We start from the raw sequence: 26988 nt of genomic DNA, 5'->3' as shown, positions 1-26988 counted from the left end.
CCTGTCCGGTCGCGGGTTATTCAGGTATGAACTTGGCGCTGACGTAGGGGGCGTAGTCCGGCAGCACTGCCTCGACCTTGCCCTGCTCCTTGAGGAACGCGGCGGTGTCGGTGATGGCCTTGGTGGTCGGCGCACCGAGGCTGACCACCTGGTCGGCGGCCAGCGGGTAGACGTTGCCCTGCAGCAGCAGCGGAATATCGCTGGCCTTGGCCCCGGAGAGCTTCACCAGCTTGTCGACGTTGCCCTGGTTGGCCAGCCAGGCTTGCGGGTCCTTGCGGTACTGGGCGTAGGCATCCAGGGTCACCTTGGCGAAGGCCGTGACGATTTCCGGATGCTTCTCGGCAAAATCCTTGCGCACGATCCAGGCGTCGAAGGTCGGTGCGCCGAACTTGGCCAGTTCACCGGAGGTGATCAGCACCTTGCCGTTTTCCTTGGCCACGCCCAGGGCCGGGTCCCAGACGTAGGTGGCGTCGATATCGCCGCGCTTCCAGGCGGCGATGATCGCCGGTGGCGCGAGGTTGAGGATCTGCACTTTCGAGGGGTCGATGTTCCAGTGCTTCAGGGCTGCCAGCAGGCTGTAGTGGCCGGTGGAAACGAAGGGCACGGCGACCTTCTTGCCGACCAGATCCTGAGGGCTGTTGATCCCGGAACCGTCCCGGGCCACCAGGGCTTCGGCGGCGCCGATCTGGGTGGCGATGAGGAAGGTCTGCACCGGCACCTTGCGGGTGATGGCGGCGGTCAGCGGGCTGGAGCCCAGGTAGCCGATCTGCACATCGCCGGAAGCGATGGCGGCGATGACGTCGGCGCCGTTATCGAATTTGCGCCAGTTGATCTTGGCCTGGGTGGCTTTTTCGTAGCTGCCATCGGCCTGGGCCACCTTGGCCGGGTCGACGGTGGTCTGGTAGGCGACGGTGACGTCGGCCGCCTGGGCGAAGAAACTCGCTGCGGCCAGGGACGCGGCCGCCAGGAGGCGAAGGGGGAAATGCAGTTTCATGGGAGGCTCCTCATAGGCGGCCGGTGATCGGCGTGGGAGGAGACTAAATGATCTAAGAATGCAGAAATAAATAACTTATTTGCATTAGCTTATGAGGGGAATAGGCAGCGTGTTGTTCGCCGGCCAGCCGGCTCCTACGGGAGGGGTGTAGGAGCCGGCCGGCCGGCGAAGCGTCAGTTGCTGATGGCCAGGATGCTGGCCTGGTAGGCACCGACGAACACGTCGAAATCACCCACCTCGTTCTGTTCAAGCTCGGTCTGCTGTTCCAGGGATTTGCGCGCCGCTTCTTCGAACGCGGCTTGCTCTTCCTTGCTCAGGGCCTGGCTGCGGAAGTACTCGGCATGGGCCTGGCTCTGGCGCAGGGAGAACTGGGTGAAGCTCTCCTTGTGCTCGCTCATGGCCGCCAGCACCTGGGCCGAAGGGGTCAGGGACGAATCCTTGACCTTGGCCAATTGGGCGTCCAGGGCCTTGCTGTGCACGTCGCTGCCATGGCTCTGGTCGAGCAGGGCGGCCAGAGGGGCGATCTGCTCCAGCAGTTGGGCGGCCCACTCCTTCATTTCCACCGGCTGGCCCTGGCGTTGCAGCTGCAGGCCCGGGCGCCGGCCTTCCTTGACCACGGCGAGGAAGTTCGAGGTGGCATTGCCGCACTCGTTGTTCTCGAACAGCGGGCTGTCGTTGAGTGCGCAATACAGTAGGAAGGCGTCGAGGAAGCGGGCTTCCTGGATGTCGATGCCCAGTGGCAGGAACGGGTTGATGTCCAGGCAGCGTACTTCGACGTACTGGATACCCCGGGCCATCAGCGCCTGGATCGGCCGCTCGCCGGTGTAGGTCACGCGCTTGGGGCGGATGTTGGAGTAGTACTCGTTTTCGATCTGCAGGATGTTGGTGTTCAGTTGCACCCACTCGCCATCCTTGTGGGTGCCGACTTCCACATAGGGCGCGTAGGGCGTGGCCACGGCCTTGCGCAGGCTGTCGGTGTAGCTGTTCAGGTCGTTGTAGCAAGGGGTCAGGCCGGCCTGGGCCTTGCTCTGGTAGCCCAGGTCGCTCATGCGCAGGCTGGTGGCGTAGGGCAGGTACAGGGTCTCGGCGTCCAACTGCTCCAGCTGGTGCGAGCGGCCGCGCAGGAAGCCCGCGTCCAGGGCCGGTGAGGCACCGAACAGGTACATCAGCAGCCAGCTGTAGCGACGGAAATTGCGGATCAGCGCGATGTAGGCCGAGGACTGGTAGTCACGGTCGGTGCCGACAAAGCCCTCGGCCTGCTTGAGCAGCGGCCATAGCTGTTCCGGCAGAGAAAAGTTGTAGTGGATCCCGGCAATGCACTGCATGGTCTTGCCGTAGCGCAGGGCCAGGCCCTTGCGGTACACGTACTTGAGCTGACCGATGTTGGAGGTGCCGTAGTAGGCGATGGGGATATCTTCCTCGGCCGGCAACGGGCACGGCATCGATGGACTCCACAGGTACTCGTTGCCGAGCTTGCTGTAGGCGAAGCGATGAATCTTGTCGAGGCTGGCCAGGGTGTCCGCCGGGTCCTTGAGGGCCGGGGTGATGAACTCCAGCAGCGACTCGGAGTAGTCCGTGGTGATCTGTTCGTTGGTCAGCGCGGAACCCAGTTCTTCCGGGTGCGGGGTCTGTGCCAGGCGGCCTTCGCCGGTGACACGCAGGCATTCACGTTCGATACCGTGCAGGCACTGCTCGAGCAGAGAGAGGTTAGCGCGCTCGCCGAGCAGAGCCAGGCGGCGGTTGAGAAGTTCGCTCAAGTTGGATTCCTTCACGCGTCAGTCGCCCCAATATGGGGGTGGGCAGGACGGTCTACAAGGGTGAAGTTAAAACTGGCGTTTTCGCCTGGTTTTTGAGTCAAGCCGACTCGCCTGAAAACGCCAATCCTTCATCCCTGAATCTGGCTTTAGCGCGGGCAGAAAACTCCGACGCCGCTTTTGCAGCGCCGAAATTAACCCAAATACATGACAGGGAGCTATAGGACCGCGAAGGTGCCTTGTGCTTTTGCGACCAGTTTGTCGCCCTGGATCACATCCGCTTCCACCACCAGGGTGCGGCGGCCGGGGTGGATCACCTTGGCCCGGCACAGCACCTCGCCCTCGGCCACGGCGCGGATGTAGTTGATCTTGCACTCGATGGTGGCGCTCTGCTGGTCGAAGCCGTGGGTGCTGGAGCAGGCCAGCCCCATGGCAATGTCCACCAGGCTGAAGATCGCCCCGCCGTGCAGCTTCTGCCCGCGATTGCGCAGTTGCGGGGTCAGCTCCAGGGCGACGTCCGCTTCGCCGGTTTCCAGGCGTTGCAGACGGCAGCCGAGCAATTGGCTGAAGGCGCTTTCGGTCAGACCGGCAGGGATCTGCATCAGCGTTTCTTCAACTGCTTGGCGTTGGCGAACAGCGAGGCCATGGCGTTGTTGCTCGGGGCGGGCGCGGCGCTCTCCTTGCGCGGTGCATTGCCCTGGGAGGAGCGTGGCGCCGAACCGGGGCGGGAGCCACGGGCACCGTCGATCTTCTCGCCCGGGGTGTCGCCCATGCGCATCGACAGGCCGACGCGTTTGCGCGGGATATCGACTTCCATGACCTTCACTTTCACCACGTCACCGGCCTTCACCGCTTCGCGTGGGTCCTTGATGAACTTCTCCGACAGCGCCGAAATGTGCACCAGGCCGTCCTGGTGCACGCCGATGTCGACGAAGGCCCCGAAATTGGTGACGTTGGTCACCACGCCTTCGAGGATCATCCCCAGTTGCAGGTCCTTGAGGTCTTCGACACCGTCCTGGAACTCGGCGGTCTTGAACTCGGGGCGCGGGTCGCGGCCGGGCTTGTCCAGTTCCTGGAGGATGTCGGTGACGGTGGGCAGGCCGAAGGTTTCGTCGGTGAACTTTTTCGGGTCCAGGCGCTTGAGGAAGCCGCTGTCGCCGATCAGCGAGCGGATGTCGCGGCCGGTGTCGGCAGCGATGCGTTGTACCAGCGGGTAGGCTTCCGGGTGCACTGCGGAAGCGTCCAGCGGGTTGTCGCCGTTCATCACACGCAGGAAGCCGGCGGCCTGTTCGAAGGTCTTTTCACCCAGGCGGGCGACTTTTTTCAGCGCGGCGCGGGTCTTGAAGGCACCGTGTTCGTCGCGGTGGCTGACGATGTTCTGCGCCAGGGTCGCGTTGAGGCCGGAGATCCGCGCCAGCAGGGCCACGGAGGCGGTGTTGACGTCGACGCCCACGGCGTTCACGCAGTCTTCCACCACCGCGTCCAGGCCACGGGCCAGTTTCAGTTGCGAGACATCGTGCTGGTACTGGCCGACACCGATGGACTTGGGATCGATCTTCACCAGCTCGGCCAGTGGATCCTGCAGGCGGCGGGCGATGGACACCGCGCCACGGATCGATACGTCCAGGTCCGGGAATTCCTTGGCCGCCAGCTCCGAGGCCGAGTACACCGATGCACCGGCTTCGGAGACCATGACCTTGGTCATCTTCATGGCCGGGTATTTCTTGATCAGCTCGGCCGCCAGCTTGTCGGTTTCCCGGCTGGCGGTGCCGTTGCCGATAGCGATCAGGTCCACCGAGTGCTTGGCGCACAGGGCAGCCAGAATGCCCAGGGTCTGGTCCCACTTGTTGTGCGGCACATGGGGGTAGACGGTGGCGTGGTCCAGCAGCTTGCCGGTGGCATCCACCACCGCCACCTTGCAGCCGGTGCGCAGGCCCGGGTCCAGGCCCAGGGTGGCGCGCGGGCCGGCCGGAGCGGCCAGCAGCAGGTCGTGCAGGTTGTGGGCGAAGACGTTGATCGCCTCGGTTTCCGCGCCATCGCGCAGCTCGCCCAGCAGGTCGGTTTCCAGGTGGGTGTAGAGCTTGACCTTCCAGGTCCAGCGCACCACTTCGCCGAGCCATTTGTCGGCCGGGCGGTTCTGGTTCTGGATGCCGAATTGCTGGCCGATCATGCCTTCGCACGGGTGCATGGTGCCCGGCAGCTCGTCACCGACTTTCAGCGCGGAGCTGAGAATGCCTTCGTTGCGGCCACGGAAAATTGCCAGGGCGCGGTGCGACGGCATGCTTTTGAGTGGTTCATCGTGTTCGAAGTAGTCGCGGAACTTGGCGCCTTCCTCTTCCTTGCCGGCGATCACGCGGGCGCTGATGGTCGCTTCCTGCTTGAGGAAATTGCGCAGCTTTTCCAGCAGGCTGGCGTCTTCGGCGAAGCGCTCCATCAGGATGTACTTGGCGCCTTCCAGGGCGGCCTTGACGTCGGCCACGCCTTTTTCGGCGTCGACGAAGCGTGCGGCTTCGGTTTCCGGAGCCAGGTTCGGGTCGTTGAACAGGCCGTCGGCCAGTTCGCCGAGGCCGGCTTCCAGGGCGATCTGGCCTTTGGTGCGGCGCTTCTGCTTATAAGGCAGGTAAAGGTCTTCGAGGCGGGTCTTGGTGTCGGCCAGCTTGATGTCGCGCGCCAGCTCCGGGGTCAGCTTGCCTTGCTCTTCGATGCTGGCCAGGATGCTGATCCGCCGTTCGTCGAGTTCTCGCAGGTAGCGCAGGCGCTCTTCCAGATGGCGCAGCTGGGTGTCATCGAGGCTGCCGGTGACTTCTTTCCGGTAGCGGGCGATGAAGGGCACGGTGGAGCCTTCATCCAATAGAGCGACGGCCGCTTCGACCTGTTGTGGGCGTACGCCGAGTTCCTCGGCAATGCGGCTGTTGATGCTGTCCATAAAACCACCTGACAAATTGTGAAAGCAGGCCCGCGGGCACGAAAATAAGGCCCGGCGAGTCTGGTTGAGCGGCCTGGCACGCGCCGCCACCTGGATCAAAAGGCTGCCTGTTGACCCGTGAAATCGAAAAAATACTGCCGGCCCGGGTAAAAAAATAAACCGGCCGCAGGCGTACTGATCAGATATTGCCCAACACAAAAGGCGGCGCATTATACCCAGCGTTAGCCGTTGCGGGGTGATCGCCAGCCTCAGGCCGACAGCGGGTTTGCTGGCGATAGAGGAAAAATCTGCTAACAATGCACTCGGTGCGTATAACGGCAGCTACGCCATAATGCGCACCGAGATTAGAGGAGCATCCAATGAGCAGCACTGTACAAACTGCTGAAGGCGAAAAAATTCTTATTGTTGACGACGACCCGGGGCTGAGCAGCCTGCTGGAGCGTTTCTTCGTCAGCAAGGGCTACCGTGCCCGCGCAGTACCGAACACCGAGCAAATGGACCGCCTGCTGGGTCGCGAAGTGTTCAACCTGGTGGTACTCGACCTGATGCTGCCCGGCGAAGACGGCTTGACCGCATGCCGCCGCCTGCGCAGCGCGAACAACCAGATTCCGATCATCATGCTCACCGCCAAGGGCGACGAGCTGAGCCGCATCAAGGGCCTGGAACTGGGCGCCGACGATTACCTGGCCAAGCCGTTCAACCCCGACGAGCTGATGGCGCGGGTCAAGGCCGTATTGCGTCGCCAGTCCGCCCCGGTGCCGGGTGCGCCGGGCAGCGAAGACGAAAGCGTGACCTTCGGCGACTACGAGTTGTCCCTGGCCACCCGCGAGCTCAAGCGCGGCAATGAAGTGCACATGCTCACCACCGGTGAATTCGCGGTGCTCAAGGCGCTGGTGATGAACGCCCGCCAGCCGCTGACCCGGGACAAGTTGATGAACCTGGCCCGTGGTCGTGAATGGGACGCCCTGGAGCGCTCCATTGACGTGCAGATCTCCCGCCTGCGTCGGATGATCGAGCCCGATCCTTCCAAGCCGCGCTACATCCAGACCGTCTGGGGCGTGGGTTATGTCTTTGTGCCGGATGGCACCGCGACCAAGTGATCATTGATTTGTAGGAGCCAACGCCCGGGCCGGTAACGACCCGGGCGTTCGCATTCCGCAACGGTGCGAGCGCGAGTCGCTCCTGCAAAGTGTGTAGTGGCTGTTATGAAAACCCCGCTGTGGTTCCCCCAGAGTTTCTTCTCCCGCACCCTGTGGCTGGTGCTGATCGTGGTGCTGTTTTCCAAGGCATTGACCCTGGTTTATCTGTTGATGAACGAGGACGTGCTGGTGGACCGGCAGTACAGCCACGGCGTGGCCCTGACCCTGCGCGCCTACTGGGCCGCCGATGAATCCAACCGTGACCAGATCGCCGAGGCTGCCGGCCTGATCAAGGTGGTGGGCAGCGGCGTACCGGCCGGCGAGCAGCATTGGCCCTACAGCGAGATCTACCAGCGGCAGATGCAGGCCGAACTGGGCGCCGACACCGAAGTGCGCCTGCGCATGCATGCGCCGCCGGCGCTCTGGGTGCGGGCGCCGAGCCTGGGGGACGGCTGGCTCAAGGTGCCGCTGTACCCCCATCCGCTGCGGGGGCAGAAGATCTGGAGCGTGCTGGGCTGGTTCCTGGCCATTGGCCTCTTGTCCACCGCCTCGGCCTGGATCTTCGTCAGCCAGCTCAACCAGCCCCTCAAGCGCCTGGTGTATGCCGCCCGGCAACTGGGCCAGGGACGCAGCGTGCGCCTGCCCATCAGCGATACGCCCAGCGAAATGACCGAGGTCTACCGCGCGTTCAACCAGATGGCCGAGGACGTGGAACAGGCAGGGCGAGAACGGGAGTTGATGCTGGCCGGGGTGTCCCACGACCTGCGCACGCCGTTGACCCGGCTGCGCCTGTCCCTGGAATTGATGGGCGATCACACTGACCTGACCGACGACATGGTGCGGGATATCGAGGACATGGACGCCATTCTCGACCAGTTCCTGGCCTTCATTCGCGATGGGCGCGACGAATCGGTGGAAGAGGTGGACCTGGGCGATCTGGTGCAGGAAGTGGCGGCGCCCTACAACCAGAACGAAGAACGGGTGCACCTGCGCCTGGAGCCGATCCAGCCGTTCCCGTTGCGCCGGGTGTCGATGAAGCGCCTGCTCAACAACCTGATCGGTAACGCCCTGAATCATGCGGGTACGGAAGTGGAAGTGGCGGCCTATGTGTCCGGTGACACCAATGCGCCCTATGTGGTGCTCAGCGTGATGGACCGTGGCGCGGGGATCGATCCTTCGGAACTGGAAGCGATCTTCAACCCCTTCACCCGTGGCGACCGTGCCCGCGGCGGCAAGGGCACCGGGCTGGGGCTGGCCATCGTCAAGCGGATTGCCGCCATGCACGGTGGCAATGTCGAACTGCGCAACCGCCCCGATGGTGGCCTGGAAGCGCGGGTGCGCCTGCCGCTGGGCTTGCTGCTGCCCCGTGATGCGGATTGATCAGGGCTTCGCTCCTGCAGGCAGCACATAGCCCGTAGGAGCTGGCTTGCCAGCGCAAGGCCGGCAACGCGATCCCTAGCCCTTGCCCTTGGTCCGGGTCATGTTCGGCCCGCCGTTCTTCTCGATGTGCTCGATGATGATTCCCGCCACGTTCTTGCCGGTGGTGGTCTCGATGCCTTCCAGGCCCGGCGAGGAATTGACTTCCATCACCAGCGGCCCGTGATTGGAACGCAGGATATCCACCCCTGCCACGCTCAGGCCCATAACCTTGGCCGCCCGCAGCGCAGTCATGCGTTCTTCCGGGGTGATCTTGATCAGGCTGGCGCTGCCGCCGCGATGCAGGTTGGAGCGAAACTCCCCCGGCTTGGCCTGGCGTTTCATTGCCGCGATCACCTTGTCCCCCACCACGAAGCAGCGAATGTCGGCGCCGCCGGCCTCCTTGATGTACTCCTGGACCATGATGTTCTGCTTCAGGCCCATGAAGGCCTCGATCACCGATTCCGCCGCCGTGGCGGTTTCACACAGCACCACGCCGATACCCTGGGTGCCTTCCAGCACCTTGATCACCAATGGCGCGCCGTTGACCATCTCGATCAGGTCGGGAATGTCGTCCGGGGAATGGGCGAAGCCGGTCACCGGCAGGCCGATGCCACGCCGCGACAGCAACTGCAGCGAGCGCAGCTTGTCCCGGGAGCGGGCGATGGCCACCGATTCGTTGAGGGGGAACACCCCCATCATTTCGAACTGGCGCAGCACCGCGCAGCCATAGAAGGTCACCGAGGCACCGATCCGCGGGATCACCGCATCGAAGCCTTCCAGGGGCTTGCCGCGGTAGTGGATCTGCGGCTTGTGACTGGCGATGTTCATGTAGGCCCGCAGGGTATCGACCACTACCATTTCATGGCCACGCTCGGTGCCGGCCTCGACCAGACGACGAGTGGAATACAGACGCGGGTTACGCGACAGCACAGCGATCTTCATGCAACACCTGTGGCAGAGGTAGTGGATACCGGGAACACCGGTTTGTCTTGTACGTACTTGATGCCCGGATTGACCACCAGTTGGCCGTCGATCAGAGCCTTGGAACCCAGCAGCAGGCGATAGCGCATGGCCTTGCGGCAGGCGAGGGTGAACTCCACCCGCCACACCCGATCGCCCAGGGCCAGGGTGGTGCTGATCACGTAGCGCACCTGGGCCTGGCCGTTGGAGCTTTTAATGGTTTTCATCGCCACCAGCGGTGCTTCGCAGCGCCGGTGACGCAACTGCACCACACTGCCCAGGTGGGCATTGAAGCGCACCCACTGCTCACCGTCGCGCTCGAAGGGCTCGATCTCGGTGGCATGCAGGCTGGAGGTGCTGGCCCCGGTGTCGATCTTGGCGCGCAGGCCGGCCACTCCCAGATCCGGGAGCGCCACCCACTCGCGCAGACCGACAACGGTCAAATGGTCAAAAGTCTTCAATAAGGAAAATCCGCAATTAGCTGTTCCAGGCCGCGGCCGGAACCTCGGCCAGGGCTTTGAATGCAGGTTTGGCGAACCAGTAGCCCTGCATCAGATAAATTCCACAGTCGCTGAGAAAGTCCCGTTCACCGGCGCTTTCAATACCTTCGGCGATGACTGTAACCCCCAACTCCGCACACATTGTGACAATCGCGCGGATGATCGCCTGGCGTACGCGATCCTGGTCCACATCGCGTACCAGCGCCATGTCGAGCTTGATCAGGTCGGGTTGGAAATCCGCCAGCAGGTTCAGCCCCGAGTACCCCGAGCCGAAGTCGTCGATGGCGGTCTTGAAGCCGAATTCGCGGTATTCACGCAGAATATTGGTCAAATGGCGATAGTTATCTACGTGCTGGCTTTCCAGGGTTTCGAAAATCAGCCGGTCCAGGGGAAAACGCTGGGCCCGGGCCGCCTCCAGGGTGCTGCGGATGCACAGTTCCGGCCGGTACACGGCGTTGGGCATGAAGTTGATCGACAGGTGGCTTTGCATCCCCAACTGGGCGGCGAGGGTGATTGCCTGGGTCCGGCAGCGCTGGTCGAAACGGTAGCGATTGCTGTCATTGACCTGGCCCAGCACCGTTCCCGCCCCTTCGCCATTGACCCCGCGCACCAGGGCTTCATGGGCGAAGACCGAGTGGTCCCGCAGATCGACTATGGGCTGGTAGGCGAAGGAAAAATCGAAGCCCAGTGGCTGGCTTTGCTGGCAACCTTCGCAACGGTTGCCGGGCGAGGTCAGGGAAGTGGGGAAGTCAGTCACGGGGACTCCTCGCGTATCAGGGCGCAACCTGGGTTATTTTAGGTGAGCGACAGGGTTTATGAGAGCCCGCTTGCAGGCGGTAAAGTTGCGACATTTTTCAGCGAGGGGAATTCCAGTGGCGCACAAGCAGGAAGAAGAGGACAAGGTTCGTCTGGATAAATGGCTGTGGGCAGCGCGCTTCTACAAGACTCGTGCCCTGGCCAAGACAGCGATTGAAAGCGGCAAGGTGCATCACCGGGGCGAGCGCTGCAAACCGGGCAAGGAGCCGCGGGTAGGCGATGAATACCAGATTCGCGCCGGTTTCGACGAACGTACCGTGGTGGTCCAGGCCCTTTCCATCGTCCGCCGTGGCGCTCCTGAAGCGCAGGCTCTGTACGCGGAAACCGAGGCCAGCATCGCCAAGCGCGAAGCCGCTGCGGCCCAGCGCAAGGCTGGTGCCCTAGGAGTGAGCACCGACGGTAAACCGAGCAAGAAACAGCGCCGGGACCTGTTCAAGTTCCACGGCAGCAACCACGAATGAAACCGTAGGAGCCGGCAAGCCGGCTCCTACGGGGCTGCTTAGCGCAGCAGGCTGCTGGCGCGCACCACGCTCATGCGCGAGAGCACGGGCATCCGGCTCAACAGGTTGAACAGCGGATGGGTCAGGCGCAGCAGGAAGTTCGACATCCGCGCCGCGTACGGGGTGTAGTAGCCCCAGCCCAGGGCCAGCACCGCCAGCAGCACACCGCCGATGTAGTCGTCCTGGCCCCAGTGGGCGCCTGCCACCAGGCGCGGCATCATGAACAGCAGGGTCAGGCCCCAGACGATCAGGAACTGGCCGATGCTGCGGCTGAAGATCCCCATGAACAGGCCCCAGATCAGCAGCACCGAAGCGTGGTCGCCCGGGAAGCTCTGGCTGGAGCGGTCCTTGAGTTCCCAGGTCTTTTCCCAGCCCGGGAAGTAGTCGCTCATGTGCACGGCGCCTTCCAGCACCATGGACGGGCTGTTGTGCTGCCAGTTCATGACGGCCACCAGCTTGGAAAACAGCGCGCGAATCACCACCATCAGAATCAGGATCGATAGAAAGCCGAAGAAGGCCCGGCGCACGTCCACCGCCTTGAACACCCAGTCACCGCGAATCAGCAGGCCGAGCATGATCAGCCCCACCACGATATCGAACGGCCGCAGGCTGGCCACGGCCCATATATGCAGCCAGGTCGAGTTGCTTGCCAGAGGGGCGTTGAGGTGGTGGAACAGCCATTCGTCGAAGACCGTGCAGAGCGCCTGCCCGGTGGGCCACAACCAGAAACCCAGCAGGGCCAAAGGGAGTAAATTGCACAGAACCAGCTTGCCGAGGTTCCACCTTGCTTGGAACAAACCCGGATTGTTCATAAAATATCTCCAATCACCGCAAAACTGCACCCTCATGGTGCAAAGCCGCAATTTTCGGTGCTTGTCACCTTTTTGTCATCATTCAGATACCCAGACCTATGACTGATTTGCCGGATACCGACTTCACTCAACGCTTCATCTTCGATGAGAGCGACACCCGCGGCGAGCTGGTGGCGCTGGAGCGCAGTTACGCGGAAGTCCTCGCCAAACACCCCTATCCCGAGCCGGTTGCACAGCTGCTTGGCGAACTGATGGCGGCGGCATCGTTGCTGGTCGGCACCCTGAAATTCGATGGCTTGCTGATTCTCCAGGCCCGCTCCGAAGGCCCGGTGCCGCTGCTGATGATCGAGTGCTCCAGCGAGCGCGAGATCCGTGGCCTGGCCCGTTACGACGCGGAGCAGATCGCCCCTGATGCCACCCTCGCCGACCTGATGCCCAACGGCGTCCTGGCCCTGACCGTGGACCCGACCAATGGCCAGCGCTACCAGGGCATCGTCGACCTGGACGGCAGCAACCTGGCGGAATGCTTCACCAACTACTTCGTCATGTCGCAACAGACCGGCACCCGTTTCTGGCTCTATGCCGACGGCCGCAGCGCCCGTGGCCTGCTTCTGCAACAACTGCCCGCCGACCGCCTGCGTGATCAGGAAGAGCGTGACGCCAGCTGGCAGCACCTCACTGCTCTGGCCAGCACCCTGACCGCCGATGAGCTGCTGAGCCTGGACAACGAAACCGTGCTCCACCGCCTGTACCACGAAGAAGCCGTGCGCCTGTTCGACGTGCAGCCGCTGCGTTTTCGCTGCAGTTGCTCGCGGGAACGCTCGGGCAATGCGCTGGTCAGCCTGGGTCTGGAAGATGCCCAGCAACTGGTGGTCGAACATGGCGGCAGCATCGAGATCGATTGCCAGTTCTGCAACGAACGCTACCTGTTCGATGCCGCTGATATCGCGCAATTGTTCGCGGGGGCGGGCGTGGACACGCCGTCAGATACTCGTCACTAAAACGATTCAGCGCAGGTAAATCACCTGGCAAACGCCGGAATTACGCCGTGCTGACGGGAGGGCCCTACTATTTTGGGGCTTTTCTGGCATAATCCGGCGCACTTTTTTCGCGGTAGTAGTGCGCGAGTTTCTACTACAAAACGTTTGGAGCACTCGGCCAATGGCCGACGGGGAACCTCATGACGCAAGCCAATAACGCCGTGTACACCGATCTGAGTGTGGATGATCTGGTCAAAGAAGCCCTGAACCGCGGTGAGGGCGAGCTTGCCGATACCGGCGCTCTGGTGGTTCGCACCGGTCATCGTACCGGCCGTTCGCCAGTGGATCGTTTCATCGTAGAAGAGCCCAGCACCCAGGACGCTATCGCCTGGGGCCCGATCAACCGCAAGTTCCCGGCGGCCAAGTTCGACGCCCTGTGGGACCGCGTTGAAGCCTACCTGGGCGAGCGCGAGCGTTTTGTTTCCCATGTGCATGTAGGTTCCGATCCGGCGCACTACCTGCCGGTGAAAATGACCACCGAGACCGCCTGGCACAACCTGTTCGGCCGCTGCCTGTTCATCAACCCCGAGCAGTACAACGCCGGTGGCAAGGATGAGTGGCAGATCCTCAACGCGCCGAACTTCGTCTGCGAGCCAGAGCGCGACGGCACCAACTCCGATGGCACCGTGATCCTCAACTTCGCGGCCAAGAAAGTGCTGATCGCCGGCATGCGCTACGCCGGTGAAATGAAGAAAGCCCTGTTCTCCGTGCAGAACTTCCTGCTGCCGGCTGCCGACGTACTGCCGATGCACTGCGCCGCCAACATGGGCGAAGAAGGCGACGTGACCCTGTTCTTCGGTCTGTCGGGCACCGGCAAGACCACCCTGTCTGCCGACGAAAGCCGTTACCTGATCGGTGACGACGAACACGGTTGGGGCGTGGGCGTGGTGTTCAACATCGAAGGCGGTTGCTATGCCAAGTGCATCGACCTGTCGGAAAAGAACGAGCCGGTGATCTGGAAAGCCATCCAGCACGGTGCCGTTCTGGAAAACGTGGTGATCGACCCGGTCACCAAGAAAGCCGACTACGCCGACGACAGCCTGACCCAGAACAGCCGCGCCGCCTACCCGCGCGAGCTGATCGAAAAACGCGCACCGAAGAACCTCGGTGGCGAGCCTAACGCCGTGATCTTCCTGACCTGCGACCTGACCGGCGTACTGCCACCGGTGTCGATCCTCAGCGAAGAACAAGCCGCCTACCACTTCCTGTCCGGCTACACCGCTCTGGTGGGCTCGACTGAAATGGGTTCGGGCTCGGGCATCAAGTCGACCTTCTCCACCTGCTTCGGCGCACCGTTCTTCCCGCGTCCGGCGGGCGAATACGCCGAGCTGCTGATCAAGCGCATCCGCGGTTTCGGCTCCAAGGTCTACCTGGTCAACACCGGCTGGACCGGCGGTGGCTACGGCGTGGGCAAACGCTTCAACATCCCCACCACCCGTGGCGTGATTGCAGCGATCCAGAGCGGCGCGCTGATCGGTGCCGAGACCGAGCACCTGGACATCGTCAACCTGGACGTGCCAAAAGCCGTACCGGGCGTCGAGACCGGCCTGCTCAACCCACGCAACACCTGGGCTGACAAAGCCGCCTACGACGAAGCCGCCAAGGCCCTGGCCGGCCTGTTCATCGAGAACTTCAAGAAGTTCGACGTGAGCGACGCGATCAAGGCAGCCGGTCCAAAGCTTTAAGCCTCGACCTGCAATGAAAAAGCCGCCCCTCGGGGCGGCTTTTTTGTGCGCAGCTGTAGCCGCTGGCGCAGGCTGCGATGGGATGCGCGGCATCCCCTGGGCCAGCCAGACACCCTCACGTCTTCAAGTGCAACACCAGCGCCCCCAGCAACACCAGCACCACGCCCGTCACTTGCACCGCCGTCAGTCGCTCCTTGAAGAACACATAGCCCAGCACCGCGGCGATGCCGCCGGACAGGGTGCTGATCACCGTCACCACCGACACCGAGCCGCTCATGGCACCCCAGGAAAAGGCAAAGAAGGCGCCCAGGTTCATCAGGCTGGTGGAGGCCAGCAGGCCGCAGTTCTTCAGTGGCGGAATCTTCAGCCCGTCCGCGACTTTCAGCACCATCAGCAGCATCACGCCGCTGCCCACCGCGTAACCCAGCCAGAGCATGCTGATCGGCCCCAGTTGCGGCAGGGTGTAGCGGCCCTGCAGCCAGAAGCTGGTGCCATAGAGGAAGGCCGAGAGCAGGGCGAAGAAGATCGAGCGGCCGGCGGCGGTGCTGTGGGGCAGCTTGGAGTCCGAGTGCAGGCTGGAGAGGATCACGCCGATAACGCACAACAGAATGCACATGAGTTGCAGCAGGCTGATCTGCTCGCCACTGGCCCAGGACAGCAAGGTGGTGACCACACCGTAGGAGGTCACCAATGGGGCGACGATGGAGGCTTTGCCCAGGGCGAAGGCCTTGCCCAGGGCCAGGGCGCCGGAGACGGTGAAGGCCGCGGCGAGCACGCCCATCAGCCAGACCTCCAGGGGCGCGGCCATGGCCTTGAGCAGGAAGGCGGGAAAGATCGCCAGCAGCAGGCTCATCAGGGTGAACCCCAGGCTCTGGCTGAAGAACACCGCACGTTTCACGCCCACGGCGCGCACGTTGAGCCCCACGAGAAAATCGGTGCCGCCCCAGAGCAGGGCGGCGAGCAAGCCCATCAGTACGTCCACGGCATTTCCTTATGTACTGCCGTGGACCTTAGAGGCCTTCCAGCTCCTGAGTATCCCAGCGTTGCTCCTTGAGCGCCCGGTACAGCATGCCGATAGTCAGCGGGAGCTTGTCTCCCCGACCCTTGGCGCGCCGTTTGAGGGACACATCGTAGCCTTCGGGCTGGAAGTAGCGATAGCTGTCGAAATCGACAAAATCGATATCGAACTGTTCTTCCAGAGCGTTGAGTAAATGCCGGGCGTCGGCGCCGTCGCAACCCAGGTCGAAATTGATCGCGGTGTTCAGGCGAAGAGTCTTGCGCTCGGGCAGGCCTATTTCCTCATGCAGCAGTTGCATGAGCTGGCGCATGATGGCGTCGTCGGGAAAGCCGGGGGCCAGTTGCATGGTCGGGGTTCACTTGCGGTTTCCAGGAGCTGCAGTGTAAGGCGAGTTGGGGTTTGGCTTGCAAGTGCTCGGAGGTCGGGACGGGGGGCGTTGCTCCGGGTAGGCAAGACTGCCGTTTTGCGCTGTATTTACGGCTCCAGGCCGAGCATTGGCGGGCAAAACTGTGTATGGTTCGCCGCTGATGGGTGGGGCGGGACAGAGGTCCGGCCATCGTTATCTACAGGGATCTTGTTATGGCTTTTTTCCGCCTGGCGGCGTTGCTTTGGCTAGGGATGCTGATGAGTCCGGTGCAGGCTCAGTCGTTGTCGCTCCAGGTGCTGGATGCGGTGGTCAAGGACGCGGTGCTGGCCGATGCCGAAGTGCAGTTGGGGCAGGCTTCCGGGCGGACCGATGCCCAGGGGCGAGTGACGCTGGAGGCCGCCGATTCGCCGGGCAGTGAACTGCTGATCCGCAAGCTCGGTTATACCGACCTGCGGGCCAAGTGCCCGTGCCAGGGGCTGAGCTACGCCATGAGCCCGGTGCTCAAGGATCCGCAAAGCCTGCGCGTGGTGTTGAGCTGGAGTGCACCGGGGGAAGACCTGGATGCGCATTTGAGCTATCCCCACCGGTTGCTGTATTACGCCACCGGCACCGGGCCGGGGGCGCGGATGAATGTGGATAGCACCGACAGCCGCGGGCCGGAGACCCTCACTATCGAACAGCCTGTGCCGGGCGATGCCTACGTGTATGCCGTGCACGACTTTACCAACGGCAATAATCCCGAATCCTTGCGCCTGGGCCGCAGCCAGGCGCAGGTCTTTGTCTATAAGGGCCCGACGCTGATGCGCAGCTACCGGGTGCCACAGAACCGCCAGGGCAACCTCTGGGTAGTGTTTCGCCTGACGGCCAATGGCCAACTGCAGGACATCGATCGGGTGCTGCAAGGCAACGAGGAAGTGGAGTCGCGGATGAGCAACCTCGATCCGCTGCTACTGGCCAATGGCAAGCCCATCGATGAAGTGCTGGCCAGGGACGAGGGGCCGGTGGATGCCAAGAGCCTCAACCAGAAAGGCGAGGCTTCCTACCGCAAGGGCGACTTCGGCAGTGCGGGTATCTACTATCGCGAAGCCATCGAGCTGGACCCAGGCTTTGCCCAGGCCTACAGCAACCTTGCGCTGTCCAACCGCAAGAACAGCCGCCCCGACGAGGCCGTGGTCGCCGATCGCCAGGCAATCGCCCTGGCCAGTGGCCCATCGGCGCCCACCATACGCGCCAGCGCCTACTACGACATGGGGCGCATCTACGAAGATGCCGGGCAATTGGTCACGGCGCTGGAGCACTACCGCAAGGCCCGGGAGCAGAAGGCCAACCCGGTGTACGACAAGGCGATAGAGCGGTTGCAGAACCGCTGATCACACAGGCAGAAGTTATCTCCACAACGCGCCGGCAGTGGCGCGTTGTGCATTTATGGAGGTTGGTATGCGAATTCGTGTTTTCCCCTGGTTGCTGGCGCTGTGTCTGACCACAGGGGTGGCCCAGGCGGCCGGGCCACTGGTGTTCGCCACCATCGACCGCAGTGGCTGGCCGAATCCGCTGACCAGCGCCGCAGATTTCGATACCGCCTCGCGGGCCGAGATTCTGATGTTCAGCAAAGCCCTGCTGGCCACCGAGGCCTTGGATGACACGGCCCTCAAGCAGCGGCTTGGAGTGCGGCAGCTTGACCGCAAGTCGGTGGATCGACTGCGCCAGCGTTTTTGGGACCAATTGCTGGGCAACTACCGGCAGGCCAGCCAGGACTGCGACGGCCAGCCTTTCTGTCTGCAGGTACGCAACCTTGGGGAGCTGCGGCAACTGGCGGCCAGTTTCACCGGCGCCAGCAAGGCGGCCTACGGCGCCTGGGGTGAGGCCAGTGGGCAGTTTCATCAGCAGTACCTCAATGAACAGCTGCGCCTGGCCGCCTTGTTTCCCGCCGTCAGCAGTGAGATCCAGCGCATGGACCCGACAGAGCGCCTGGGCGACGAACTGGCAGACCGGCAGTTTCTGCTGACCTTCGATGACGGGCCGAGCCTGAGCGACGGGCCTACGGATCAGTTGGTCGAGGTGCTGCGGGCCTACGATCTGCATAGCCTTTTCTTTGTCCTGGGGGACTCGTTTCAGGCGCGCCTGAGCCCGTCTTCGGCAGGGAAAATGCGCGAGTTGTACGACGGCCAGTGTGTGGGCGTACATGGCTGGGAGCACAAGTCCCACTCCTCCTGGAGCGAATGGCAAAGCTCGGTGATTCGCAGCGCCAACTTGGCCAACCGCACGTTGACCGATGAGTACCTGCCGCTGTTCCGGCCGCCCTACGGGCAGCGTCGCAGTGACAGCGCCGGGTTCTTCAAGGCCCAGGGGGTGCAGGTGATGCTGTGGAACATCGACTCCCAGGACTGGAGCAAGAAGGTCGGCGCCGAGGCGGCCGCGCAGCGGGTGCAGACACTGATGCTGCTCTGGCGCCGGGGCATCATTCTGTTCCATGACACCCATGCCAAGGCCGCCCAGGCGGTGCCGGCCTTGCTCAAGGCCAATCAGCACAACGGCGTGCAGTGGCTGGATTGCCGGACCTTGCGCTAGCGGTGGCCTCCTTTAGCGGCAAGCCGGCTCCTGCGCTGGGGCTGGCTTGCCGATGAAGCTTCTTGTGCCCGGTATCATCCGGTAGCGCTTTTCCTTCGACCTTTTCTGGCCCCGCCGACCTGCCCCGCTAGTCTTCAAGACAGGTCAGCGGTCCAAGGAGTGACCCTTATGCACAGCACCCTGGAACAGGTCTTCGGTTATCCACAGTTTCGTCCGGGCCAGGAGGCCGCGGTCAGCGCGGTGCTCGCCGGGCGCTCGGCGGCAGCGATCTTTCCCACCGGCTCGGGCAAGTCCCTGTGCTACCAGTTGCCGGCCCTGCTGCTGCCGCACCTGACCCTGGTGGTCTCGCCACTGCTGGCGCTGATGCAGGACCAGTTGGCCTTCCTCCAGCGCCACGGCATTGCCGCTGCCAGCATCGACTCGGCCCAGGGCCGGGATGAAGCCAATGAGGTCATGGCCCGGGCTCGTTCCGGGGAGCTGAAGATCCTGATGATCTCGGTGGAGCGGCTGAAGAATGAACGCTTTCGCAATTTTCTGCAGCAGGTGCCGATTTCCCTGCTGGTGGTGGACGAGGCGCACTGCATTTCCGAGTGGGGCCACAACTTCCGCCCCGACTACCTGAAACTGCCGGACTACCAGCGCCAGTTCAACATCCCCCAGGCCCTGCTACTGACGGCCACGGCGACCCCCAAAGTGATCGCCGACATGCAGGCCAAGTTCGCCATCGCGCAGCAGGACGTAGTAACCACCGGTTTCTACCGGCCCAACCTCAACCTGCTGGTGGAGCCGGTACCGGGCGCCGACAAGTGTGGGCGGCTGGTGCAGTGGATGAGCGACCGGGCCGGGCAGCCGAGCATTGTCTACGTGACCCTGCAGAAAACCGCCGAGCAGATCGCCGAGCACCTGAGCCAGCAAGGCATCGCCGCCGAGGCCTACCACGCCGGCCTGCCCCACGAGCAGCGCGAGTCGATCCAGCGTCGTTTCATGGAGGGCCGCAGCCACTGCATCGTCGCCACCATCGCCTTCGGCATGGGCATCGACAAGAGCGACATCCGCAACGTGGTGCACTTCGATCTGCCCAAGTCCATCGAGAACTACAGCCAGGAAATCGGTCGTGCCGGGCGCGACGGCCAGCCTTCGGATTGCCTGGTGCTGGCCAACCGCGACAGCCTCAATGTGCTGGAAAACTTCGTCTACGGCGACACCCCGGAATTGAGTGGCATCCGTTGTGTGCTGGAGGAGTTGCAGGCATCGGCGGCGGACGGGCAATGGGAGTTCCTGCTCGGCCCCCTGGCGGACCAGAGCAACATTCGCCAGCTGCCACTCAAGACCTTGCTGGTGCAGTTGGAACTGCGGGGCCTGATCGCGCCGCGCTATGCCTATTTCGCGGAATACCGCTTCAAACTGCTGCTGGAAACCGAGGCCCTGCTGGCGCGTTTCGAAGGCGAGCGGAGGGACTTCGTCGAGGCCGTGATCAACACTTCAAGCCGCGCCAGGACCTGGGCCACGGTGAATTTCGACGCGCTCTACGAGCAGTACCAGGCGCCGCGCAACCGGGTGGTCAAGGCCCTGGACTACTTCCAGGAAAAAGGCTGGGTAGAGCTGGAAAGCAAGCAGATGACCGAGGTCTACAGCCTGTTGCAGACGGACTTTGACCTGGCGGCACTGAGTGCCGACCTGCACGGTTATTTCACCCGCCACGAGGGCAGTGAAATTGCGCGGATCCACGCCATGCTCGACCTGTTCGCCACCGAGCAGTGCCTGGGTTACCGCCTGGCGGAGTATTTCGGCGACCGGCAGGCACCCCAGCGTTGCGGGCATTGTTCGGTGTGCCATGGCCAGGTGGCGCGGCTGCCGGAGCCGCCGGTTCTGCCCGCGCTTGTGGATAAGAGTTTCGACGGGCTGTGTGGCCACTTTATCCACAGGCACCAGCAGCACACCGGCGATGTACCCGGGGCGGAACGCCTGACCCGTTTTCTCTGTGGTATCAGCGTGCCGTTGTTCACCCGGCTCAAGGCTCGGAGCATCCCCGGGTTCGCGGCACTGGAAGATTACCCTTATGCCGCGGTGCGGGCGTGGTGCGAGGCTCATTTGCCAGGCTGAAAATCCATCTGCTGAATGCTGCTCATCACAGGAATAAATTTCAAAAATGATGAGGGCCTGACTATGGTGGGGACTGTCTTTGGATCGCCCACAAGAGAGCCAACATGAGCCAGACAGCTTTCGATATTCAGCGCGCCGCCGTGATCGGTGCCGGCACCATGGGCCGTGGCATTGTCATGTGCCTGGCCAATGCCGGCCTGCCGGTACTGTGGCTGGACAACAACCCGCAGATGCTCCAGCAGGCCCTGGCGGCGGTGGCGGACACCTATGCCCACAACGTGCGCCAGGGGCGTATCGATCAGGCCGAGGCCGATGCGCGGGTGGCGCGGATCAAGCCGGCGGCGGATTATTCACAGCTCGCCGACGTGGACCTGGTGATCGAGGCGGTCTACGAAAACCTCGAACTCAAGCAGCAGATCTTTCGCCAGCTGGACGCGACCCTCAAGCCCGAGGCGATCCTTGCCAGCAACACCTCGGCCCTGGATATCGACGCGATTGCCGCAGTCACCCAGCGGGCGCCACAGGTGCTGGGCCTGCATTTCTTCAGCCCGGCCCACATCATGAAACTGCTGGAGGTGGTGCGCGCGGCCAATACCGCTCCTGCGGTGCTCGACGCTGCCCTGGCCCTGGGGCAGCGCATGGGCAAGGTCAGTGTCGTGGCGGGCAACTGCTTCGGCTTCATCGGCAATCGCATGCTCAACACCTACGTGCTCGAGGCGCGCAAGATGCTGCTGGAAGGGGCGTTTCCCTATCAGGTGGATGGCGCCTTGCAGGGGTTCGGTTTCGCCATGGGCCCGTTCCGCATGTATGACGTGGTGGGCATCGACCTGGGCTGGCGCGCCCGGCAACTGGACGGTGTGGGCCAGGATGTGCCCGAGGTGCAGATCGACAACCGGTTGTGCGAGTCGGGTCGTTTCGGCCAGAAGAGTGGCGACGGCTACTACCACTACGAACCCGGCAGCCGCCAGGCCGAGCATGACCTGCAGGTGGATGCGCTGGTGCTGCAGGTCAGCGAGGAGCTGGGTTACCGGCGCCGGGACATCGGCCCCGAGGAGATCCTCGAGCGCTGCCTGCTGGCGCTGGTCAACGAAGGGGCGAAGATTCTCCAGGAGGGCATCGCCCAGTCGGCCGCCGACATCGACCGGGTCTATCTCAATGGCTACGGTTTTCCCAAGGAGCAGGGTGGGCCGATGAGCTGGGCGGATGCCCAGGGGCTGGAGCAGGTCCGCCAGCGTTTGCTGCACCTGCAAGCCGAACACGGGGCGCATTGGCGCCCGGCGCAGTTGATCGAGGAACTGGCCGCGGCCGGAAAAGGGTTTGCCCAGGCTTAGCTGCCTGGGGTGAAATGCCGGGCGATCAACCGATCGCCCGGCCTTCAATCGATGGGAGAGAGCCCTGATGTCCGAGCCTATGCTGCAACGCGGCGACTATCGCCATTTCCAGCCGATCATCACCCGCTGGCATGACAACGATGTCTACGGCCACGTGAACAATGTCACCTACTACAGCTTCTTCGACACGGCGGTGAACACCTACCTGATCGAACGGGGTGGGCTGGATATCCATGACGGCGAGGTGGTGGGGTTCGTGGTCAGCTCGGCCTGCGATTACTTTGCATCCATCGCCTTTCCCGAACGCATCGAGATCGGTTTGCGGGTCGGCAAGCTGGGCAACAGTTCAGTGCAGTACGAGCTAGCGGTGTTCAAGGCGGGAGAGGCGGATGCCTGTGCGGCGGGGCGTTTTGTCCATGTGTTCGTGGATCGGGCATCGAACCAGCCGGTGCCGATTCCGCCCGCATTGCGGGCGGCGCTGGAACAGCTGCTGGTGGCGTGAACGTCGATAGTCGATCTGGAATCTGGAATCTGGAATCTGTAGCCGCTGCCGTAGGCTGCGATCGGCTGCGCAGGAGACGCTAACCTGTCTCCACGAGCCGCCTGACACACCGCAGCGCCTGCTCTGGCGAGTCCTGCGGCCTCGTTCGCAGCCTGCGGCAGCGGCTACAGGGGATCAGTCGCGGTAGTGGCGGTGCTTGCGATGCCCGTAGGCATGGCCACGGCCACGGTGGCCGTCGCGGTAGTAGCGGCGGTCGTCGCGGCCCCGGTAGTCGCGATCTTCCCGGGCACTTTCATTGCCCATGTAGTTGCCCAGCGCGCCGCCGGCGCCACCGCCTGCCGCTGCGCCGATCAGGCTGCCGGTGTTACCGCCCATGCTGCGGCCCACCACGTTGCCGCCGGCTGCGCCCAGGGCGCCGCCAATGGCTGCCTGGCCACGGCTGCGTTTGTCCGCACCCACTGCGCTACCGCCGGCGCCGCCCAGGGCCGCACCGATGGCGGAACCGGTATTGCCGCCGATCTGCTGACCGACCACCGAGCCTAGAACCCCGCCCAATGCGCCGCCCACACCTGCTTCAGTGGTGCCACCGGCAGAGGCGACGCCGCTGACCAGGCCAAGGGACAACAAGAGAATCGAGGAGAACTTCATAGAGGAGCCTCAAAGGGATGACGGCGCGATCCTGAGGCTGTATCGAGGGGCTTACAAACGAAATCCGACGAATAGCACGAATTGTACACAATCTCGTAACTTATTGTTTTTAATGCGGAACTTAAGTGATTTTTGCAGGTCTTTAACTACTTCGGAACGGCCGCTTTGATACAAAAGCGGCCTTTTTTGTGCCTGCGGTTCAAGGCTGCGCAGCGGCTGTCGCCGGCAGGCCGGCTCCTACGGTTCACGCGCTAACCGTAGGGGCTGGCTTGCCAGCGAAGAGACCCTCATGCCAGGAGTCAGGCCGAGCGAGCCATGATCAGGCCGCTGTCGCTGGCCGCTTCCAGGCGAATGGCGATGAACTTGGAAGTCGGGGTGTGACTGCCGTCGCCGGTGCTTTCCAGCGGCACCAGGGGGTTCACTTCCGGGTAGTAGGCCGCGGCCTGGCCGGCCGGAATATCGAAGGCCAGCAGGGTGAAGCCCTTGACCCGGCGCTCGCGGCCGTCGTCCCAGAGCGAGACGATATCGGCCTTTTGCCCCGGCTTGAAGCCCAGGCGGATGATGTCCGCCTCGTTGGCGAACAGCACGTCGCGCTGGCCCTTGACCCCGCGGTAGCGGTCGTCCAGCCCATAGATGGTGGTGTTGTACTGGTCGTGGGAACGCATCGATTGCAGGATCAGGTCCGGCAGTTGGCCGGTGGCCCGGGTGCGCTCGTGGATCAGGTCCTTGGGCAACGAGTTGGCGCGGAAGTTGGCGCGCCCCGACGGGGTGTTCCACTGGCGGGCGCCGGCACTGTTGCCCAGGTAGAAACCGCCAGGATGCTTGAGCCGTTCGTTGAAGTCCTTGAAGCCGGGAATGGTGTCGGCGATCAGGTCGCGGATGCGTCCGTAGTCGGCCGCCAGCCAGTTCCAGTCCACCGGCCGGCTGCCCAGGGTTGCAGCGGCGATACCGGCGAGGATCCACGGCTCGGAGCGCATCTGCGACGACAGCGGCTGCAACTGGCCGTTGGAGGCGTGGACCATGCTGAAGGAGTCTTCCACGGTCACCGCTTGCGGGCCGCCCGCCTGCTGGTCGATATCGGTACGTCCCAGGCACGGCAGGATCAGTGCGTCCTTGCCGTGGGCCAGGTGGCTGCGGTTGAGCTTGGTGCTGATCTGCACGGTGAGGTCGCAGTTGCTCAGGGCCTGGAAGGTGCGCGGGCTGTCCGGGGTAGCCTGGGCGAAGTTGCCCCCCAGGCCGATGAATACCTTGGAGCGGCCTTCGAGCATGGCGTGGATCGCCTCGACCACGTTGTGGCCGTTGTCCCGGGGGACCTTGAACTGGAAGCGCCGCTCCAGGGAGTCGAGGAAGGCCACTGGCGGGCGTTCGTTGATGCCCATGGTGCGGTCGCCCTGCACGTTGCTGTGGCCACGCACCGGGCACAGCCCGGCGCCGGGCTTGCCGATGTTGCCGCGTAGCAGCATCAGGTTGGCGATTTCCTGGATGGTCGGCACCGAGTGGCGGTGCTGGGTGATGCCCATGGCCCAGCACATGATGACGTTCTTGCCCTTGGCATACATGCGCGCCGCTTGCTCGATCTCCACCAGGGCCAGGCCGGACTGCTCGACGATCTGCTCCCACGGGGTGTCGTCGATGGTGCCCAGGTAGTCGAGCACGTTGGCGGTGTGGGCGTTGAGGAAGTCGTGGTCGAACACCGACGCCGCGCCGGCTTTCTGCGCATCGCGCTCCCACTGCAGGAGGAACTTGGCCATGCCCCGCAGCAGCGCCATGTCGCCGCCCAGGGCCGGGCGGAAGTAGGCGGTATTGGTCGGGCGGTTGCCGTTGGTGAGCATCTCGATCGGGCTTTGCGGGTGCTGGAAACGTTCCAGGCCGCGCTCCTTGAGCGGGTTGATGCACACCACCTGGGCGCCACGCTTCACTGCTTCACGCAGCGGTTCGAGCATGCGTGGGTGGTTGGTGCCGGGGTTCTGGCCCCAGACGAAGATGGCGTCCGCGTGTTCGAAGTCGTCGAAGGTCACCGTGCCTTTGCCGACCCCGACGCTCTGCGCCAGAGCCACGCCGCTGGCCTCGTGGCACATGTTCGAGCAGTCGGGGAAGTTGTTGGTGCCATAGGCGCGCACGAACAGTTGGTACAGGTAGGCCGCTTCGTTGCTGGCCCGGCCCGAGGTGTAGAACTCGGCCATGTCCGGGCTGGGCAGGTTGTGCAGGTGCCTGGCGATCAGGCTGAAGGCATTTTCCCAACTGATGGGCTGGTAGCGGTCGGTCTCGGCGTTGTAGCTCATCGGCTCGGTCAGCCGGCCCTGGTACTCCAGCCAGTAGTCGCTCTGCTCCAGCAGCGAAGTGACGCTGTGCTTGGCGAAGAACGCCGCGTCCACCCGGCGCTTGGTGGCTTCCCAGTTGACCGCCTTGGCGCCGTTCTCGCAGAACTTGACCATGCCGCTTTCCGGCGAGTCGCCCCAGGCGCAGCCCGGGCAGTCGAAGCCGCCGTTCTGGTTGGTCTTGAGCATCATGCGGATGTTCTTCAGCGCGTTGTCGCTGGTCAGCCAGGCCTGGGCCACGCTGATCAGGGCGCCCCAGCCACCGGCGGGTCCCTTGTAGGGCTTGTAGCGGGCTACGGGTTTCTGATCGGCTTGGTTATGTGTACTCACGGGCGACTCTCCATCGCAGGCTGCTGACCCGCAGCGCACGCTCGGCGGCAGGTGGACAAGGTTGAGACGCTGCTCGCGCGGCCAACGTCTGGCCGGGCAAATGCCTTCGCGTACTGGCGTTCGAGGGATGCTGTGGGGCTGGCTGGCAGCGAGTGCGGGTGCCCGTTTCGCCGGGGCTGGCGCCGCGCCGGGGTGACCAGCGGCGTAACGGCTCCCAAGACTAAGCGCGGCAATCTGTCGCGTCTAATTGCTAGTACTGATCTATTGATAGATGGCGTCGATCAAGAATCGCCGAAGGATTGCTGGTAGAGGGCGAAGCAGGCTTGCGCCAGGGCCGAGCGCGGCGCGCTGCGGCGCATGATCAGGCCCAGGCGGGCCAGGGTCTGGGCATCGGAGATGGGTTGCAGGCGCAGGTGCTCGGTGAGGGTTTCCAGGCCGCTGTCCAGAGGCATCACGGCGCAGCACAGGCCGCCATGGACCATCTGCACCAGCTGATGGACGGCGTCGGTCTGCAGCACCGGCTGCGGTTGCAGGCCGCGGATGTGGAAGTTGTGGTCGATGGACTGGCGAAAGTGCATGCCGCTGGTGAGCAGGCCCAGGGGCAGTTCGATCAGCGCCTCCCAGCTCAGGGGCTGCTCGCCGAAGCTGAAGTGCCGGTGGTCGTAGAGCAGGCCCATGTGGGTCGGTTCCAGGGGCAGGGAGTCGAAATTCTCGCTGTCCAGGCGCTCCAGGTAGGAAACCCCGAGGTCCAGGCGATTGCTGGCCAACTGTTCGAGGATCTGTTCCGAGCTCAGGGACGAGAGTTCGAAGCGCAGGTTCGGGTGCTCGGCATGCAGGCGCTGCAGCAGTGGCTGGGGATTGAAACTCGACAGCGGCACCACCCCTACGCGCAGGGTGCCCACCAGGTTGCCGCGGCAGGCGGCGGCCTCGGCCAGTAGCCCGTCATGGGCGGTGAGCACGGTGCGGGCCCACGCCAGCACCCGCTCGCCGGGTGCGGTGAAGCCTTCGAAACGCTGGCCGCGCTTGACCAGCGGCAAGTCGAGCTCTTCTTCCAGGCTGCGCAGGCGCATGGAGAGGGTCGGCTGGGTGATGTGGCAGCGCGCGGCGGCTTGGCCGAAATGCCGGGTTTCGTCGAGGGCGATGAGGAATTTCAGCTGCTTGAGGTCCATCTTCGCTCCGGAGCGGCAAAAGGCCGGGATTCTACCGCGGGCCTGTGACCTTGGGTCACTGGTCGCCCGGGAACCTCATCCGGCCAGGC

23 protein-coding genes are annotated in these 26988 nt (G+C 63.6%); 10 read left to right on the top strand and 13 right to left on the bottom strand.

Features of this window, described 5'->3' with window-relative positions; all coding sequences use genetic code 11:
- Positions 1-16: 16 nt before the first annotated feature.
- The 4 genes from tauA to BLS75_RS27225 form a co-directional block, all read right to left on the bottom strand.
- Positions 17-994 (bottom strand): taurine ABC transporter substrate-binding protein, encoded by a 978-nt coding sequence (gene tauA, locus BLS75_RS27240; RefSeq protein ID WP_011058652.1) that lies wholly within the window; start codon positions 992-994, stop codon positions 17-19.
- 173 nt (positions 995-1167) lie between these two features.
- Positions 1168-2751, bottom strand: a complete 1584-nt coding sequence (gene gshA / locus BLS75_RS27235) for a glutamate--cysteine ligase (RefSeq protein ID WP_026020196.1) — start codon at positions 2749-2751, stop codon at positions 1168-1170.
- A 215-nt stretch (positions 2752-2966) separates the two neighbouring features.
- The gene (locus BLS75_RS27230; protein WP_011058654.1) at positions 2967-3350 is read right to left on the bottom strand and encodes a PaaI family thioesterase; all 384 of its coding nucleotides are present in this window, start codon (positions 3348-3350) and stop codon (positions 2967-2969) included.
- Positions 3350-5674, bottom strand: coding sequence for a Tex family protein (locus BLS75_RS27225; RefSeq protein WP_011058655.1), 2325 nt, complete (start codon positions 5672-5674; stop codon positions 3350-3352). Before BLS75_RS27225 ends, BLS75_RS27230 begins: the two co-directional genes overlap by 1 nt.
- Before the next feature lie 359 nt (positions 5675-6033).
- Between BLS75_RS27225 and ompR the strand changes: the two genes are divergently transcribed.
- The gene (gene ompR / locus BLS75_RS27220; protein ID WP_011058656.1) at positions 6034-6774 is read left to right on the top strand and encodes an osmolarity response regulator transcription factor OmpR; all 741 of its coding nucleotides are present in this window, start codon (positions 6034-6036) and stop codon (positions 6772-6774) included.
- A gap of 105 nt (positions 6775-6879) precedes the next feature.
- Complete coding sequence (locus tag BLS75_RS27215; RefSeq protein WP_011058657.1) at positions 6880-8193, top strand: ATP-binding protein; 1314 nt, start codon at positions 6880-6882, stop codon at positions 8191-8193.
- A gap of 75 nt (positions 8194-8268) precedes the next feature.
- Here BLS75_RS27215 and rimK read toward each other — a convergent pair whose 3' ends face one another.
- From rimK to BLS75_RS27200, 3 genes are read right to left on the bottom strand one after another with little or no spacing between them, the layout of a single operon-like run.
- On the bottom strand, positions 8269-9174 hold the full coding sequence (gene rimK, locus BLS75_RS27210; protein WP_007931744.1) for a 30S ribosomal protein S6--L-glutamate ligase: 906 nt from the start codon (positions 9172-9174) through the stop codon (positions 8269-8271).
- The gene (locus BLS75_RS27205) at positions 9171-9653 is read right to left on the bottom strand and encodes a retropepsin-like aspartic endopeptidase RimB (RefSeq protein WP_007931742.1); all 483 of its coding nucleotides are present in this window, start codon (positions 9651-9653) and stop codon (positions 9171-9173) included. The genes rimK and BLS75_RS27205 overlap by 4 nt, the downstream gene beginning before the upstream one ends.
- Before the next feature lie 16 nt (positions 9654-9669).
- The gene (locus BLS75_RS27200) at positions 9670-10449 is read right to left on the bottom strand and encodes a S6 modification regulatory phosphodiesterase RimA (RefSeq protein ID WP_011058658.1); all 780 of its coding nucleotides are present in this window, start codon (positions 10447-10449) and stop codon (positions 9670-9672) included.
- A gap of 115 nt (positions 10450-10564) precedes the next feature.
- On the opposite strand from BLS75_RS27200, the gene BLS75_RS27195 reads away from it, so the two are divergent.
- Positions 10565-10969, top strand: coding sequence for an RNA-binding S4 domain-containing protein (locus BLS75_RS27195; RefSeq protein WP_011058659.1), 405 nt, complete (start codon positions 10565-10567; stop codon positions 10967-10969).
- Positions 10970-11007: 38 nt separating this feature from the next.
- Here BLS75_RS27195 and BLS75_RS27190 read toward each other — a convergent pair whose 3' ends face one another.
- The gene (locus BLS75_RS27190) at positions 11008-11820 is read right to left on the bottom strand and encodes a phosphatase PAP2 family protein (protein ID WP_011058660.1); all 813 of its coding nucleotides are present in this window, start codon (positions 11818-11820) and stop codon (positions 11008-11010) included.
- A 98-nt stretch (positions 11821-11918) separates the two neighbouring features.
- Here BLS75_RS27190 and hslO point away from each other — a divergent pair, with 98 nt between their 5' ends.
- Together hslO and BLS75_RS27180 are read left to right on the top strand one after the other, a co-directional pair.
- Complete coding sequence (gene hslO / locus BLS75_RS27185; RefSeq protein WP_072452142.1) at positions 11919-12821, top strand: Hsp33 family molecular chaperone HslO; 903 nt, start codon at positions 11919-11921, stop codon at positions 12819-12821.
- A gap of 179 nt (positions 12822-13000) precedes the next feature.
- Positions 13001-14545, top strand: coding sequence for a phosphoenolpyruvate carboxykinase (locus BLS75_RS27180; RefSeq protein ID WP_011058662.1), 1545 nt, complete (start codon positions 13001-13003; stop codon positions 14543-14545).
- Positions 14546-14660: 115 nt separating this feature from the next.
- Here BLS75_RS27180 and BLS75_RS27175 read toward each other — a convergent pair whose 3' ends face one another.
- Positions 14661-15515, bottom strand: a complete 855-nt coding sequence (locus BLS75_RS27175) for a DMT family transporter (RefSeq protein ID WP_176876777.1) — start codon at positions 15513-15515, stop codon at positions 14661-14663.
- A gap of 40 nt (positions 15516-15555) precedes the next feature.
- A complete protein-coding gene (locus BLS75_RS27170; RefSeq protein WP_072452140.1) occupies positions 15556-15909 on the bottom strand; it encodes a DUF1493 family protein in 354 nt (117 codons plus the stop codon).
- Positions 15910-16142: 233 nt separating this feature from the next.
- Here BLS75_RS27170 and BLS75_RS27165 point away from each other — a divergent pair, with 233 nt between their 5' ends.
- The 5 genes from BLS75_RS27165 to BLS75_RS27145 all read left to right on the top strand — a co-directional run bounded on the left by BLS75_RS27165 (position 16143) and on the right by BLS75_RS27145 (position 22434).
- Positions 16143-17300: a YfaP family protein gene (locus BLS75_RS27165; protein WP_072452139.1), complete on the top strand. Its 1158-nt coding sequence runs from the start codon at positions 16143-16145 to the stop codon at positions 17298-17300.
- Positions 17301-17367: 67 nt separating this feature from the next.
- Entirely contained in the window at positions 17368-18498 is a 1131-nt protein-coding gene (locus tag BLS75_RS27160) for a polysaccharide deacetylase family protein (RefSeq protein WP_072452138.1), read from the top strand.
- A gap of 168 nt (positions 18499-18666) precedes the next feature.
- Positions 18667-20601 carry a RecQ family ATP-dependent DNA helicase gene (locus BLS75_RS27155; RefSeq protein ID WP_072452137.1) on the top strand — a complete coding sequence of 645 codons (1935 nt, stop codon included), beginning with the start codon at positions 18667-18669 and terminating at the stop codon, positions 20599-20601.
- 104 nt (positions 20602-20705) lie between these two features.
- Positions 20706-21932 carry a 3-hydroxyacyl-CoA dehydrogenase gene (locus BLS75_RS27150; protein ID WP_072452136.1) on the top strand — a complete coding sequence of 409 codons (1227 nt, stop codon included), beginning with the start codon at positions 20706-20708 and terminating at the stop codon, positions 21930-21932.
- Positions 21933-21999: 67 nt separating this feature from the next.
- Positions 22000-22434, top strand: coding sequence for an acyl-CoA thioesterase (locus BLS75_RS27145; RefSeq protein ID WP_072452135.1), 435 nt, complete (start codon positions 22000-22002; stop codon positions 22432-22434).
- Positions 22435-22608: 174 nt separating this feature from the next.
- On the opposite strand, the gene BLS75_RS27140 is transcribed toward BLS75_RS27145, so the two are convergent.
- From BLS75_RS27140 to BLS75_RS27130, 3 genes are all read right to left on the bottom strand, one after another.
- Positions 22609-23082 carry a YMGG-like glycine zipper-containing protein gene (locus tag BLS75_RS27140; RefSeq protein ID WP_011058670.1) on the bottom strand — a complete coding sequence of 158 codons (474 nt, stop codon included), beginning with the start codon at positions 23080-23082 and terminating at the stop codon, positions 22609-22611.
- Positions 23083-23381: 299 nt separating this feature from the next.
- On the bottom strand, positions 23382-25730 hold the full coding sequence (locus BLS75_RS27135; protein WP_072452134.1) for an FdhF/YdeP family oxidoreductase: 2349 nt from the start codon (positions 25728-25730) through the stop codon (positions 23382-23384).
- A 281-nt stretch (positions 25731-26011) separates the two neighbouring features.
- Entirely contained in the window at positions 26012-26899 is an 888-nt protein-coding gene (locus tag BLS75_RS27130) for a LysR family transcriptional regulator (protein ID WP_072452133.1), read from the bottom strand.
- Positions 26900-26988: the final 89 nt, after the last annotated feature.

This window comes from Pseudomonas sp. NFPP12 (genome assembly GCF_900103205.1).
GTDB classification, from domain to species: domain Bacteria; phylum Pseudomonadota; class Gammaproteobacteria; order Pseudomonadales; family Pseudomonadaceae; genus Aquipseudomonas; species Aquipseudomonas protegens.
The sequence above is the reverse complement of the archived record's forward strand: the minus strand, read 5'-3'. Positions and strand labels throughout refer to the sequence as shown.

Excerpts from the sequence above, each read along its gene's own strand:
- BLS75_RS27155 (WP_072452137.1), top strand. The coding sequence starts at position 18,667 with ATGCACAGCACCCTGGAACAGGTCTTCGGTTATCCACAGTTTCGTCCG.
- BLS75_RS27180 (WP_011058662.1), top strand. The coding sequence starts at position 13,001 with ATGACGCAAGCCAATAACGCCGTGTACACCGATCTGAGTGTGGATGAT.
- rimK (WP_007931744.1), bottom strand. The coding sequence starts at position 9,174 with ATGAAGATCGCTGTGCTGTCGCGTAACCCGCGTCTGTATTCCACTCGT.
- BLS75_RS27175 (WP_176876777.1), bottom strand. The coding sequence starts at position 15,515 with ATGGGCTTGCTCGCCGCCCTGCTCTGGGGCGGCACCGATTTTCTCGTG.
- BLS75_RS27130 (WP_072452133.1), bottom strand. The coding sequence starts at position 26,899 with ATGGACCTCAAGCAGCTGAAATTCCTCATCGCCCTCGACGAAACCCGG.
- BLS75_RS27160 (WP_072452138.1), top strand. The coding sequence starts at position 17,368 with ATGCGAATTCGTGTTTTCCCCTGGTTGCTGGCGCTGTGTCTGACCACA.
- BLS75_RS27150 (WP_072452136.1), top strand. The coding sequence starts at position 20,706 with ATGAGCCAGACAGCTTTCGATATTCAGCGCGCCGCCGTGATCGGTGCC.
- BLS75_RS27215 (WP_011058657.1), top strand. The coding sequence starts at position 6,880 with ATGAAAACCCCGCTGTGGTTCCCCCAGAGTTTCTTCTCCCGCACCCTG.
- BLS75_RS27170 (WP_072452140.1), bottom strand. The coding sequence starts at position 15,909 with ATGCAACTGGCCCCCGGCTTTCCCGACGACGCCATCATGCGCCAGCTC.
- BLS75_RS27225 (WP_011058655.1), bottom strand. The coding sequence starts at position 5,674 with ATGGACAGCATCAACAGCCGCATTGCCGAGGAACTCGGCGTACGCCCA.
- tauA (WP_011058652.1), bottom strand. The coding sequence starts at position 994 with ATGAAACTGCATTTCCCCCTTCGCCTCCTGGCGGCCGCGTCCCTGGCC.
- BLS75_RS27140 (WP_011058670.1), bottom strand. The coding sequence starts at position 23,082 with ATGAAGTTCTCCTCGATTCTCTTGTTGTCCCTTGGCCTGGTCAGCGGC.
- ompR (WP_011058656.1), top strand. The coding sequence starts at position 6,034 with ATGAGCAGCACTGTACAAACTGCTGAAGGCGAAAAAATTCTTATTGTT.
- hslO (WP_072452142.1), top strand. The coding sequence starts at position 11,919 with ATGACTGATTTGCCGGATACCGACTTCACTCAACGCTTCATCTTCGAT.
- BLS75_RS27165 (WP_072452139.1), top strand. The coding sequence starts at position 16,143 with ATGGCTTTTTTCCGCCTGGCGGCGTTGCTTTGGCTAGGGATGCTGATG.
- BLS75_RS27145 (WP_072452135.1), top strand. The coding sequence starts at position 22,000 with ATGTCCGAGCCTATGCTGCAACGCGGCGACTATCGCCATTTCCAGCCG.
- BLS75_RS27190 (WP_011058660.1), bottom strand. The coding sequence starts at position 11,820 with ATGAACAATCCGGGTTTGTTCCAAGCAAGGTGGAACCTCGGCAAGCTG.
- BLS75_RS27230 (WP_011058654.1), bottom strand. The coding sequence starts at position 3,350 with ATGCAGATCCCTGCCGGTCTGACCGAAAGCGCCTTCAGCCAATTGCTC.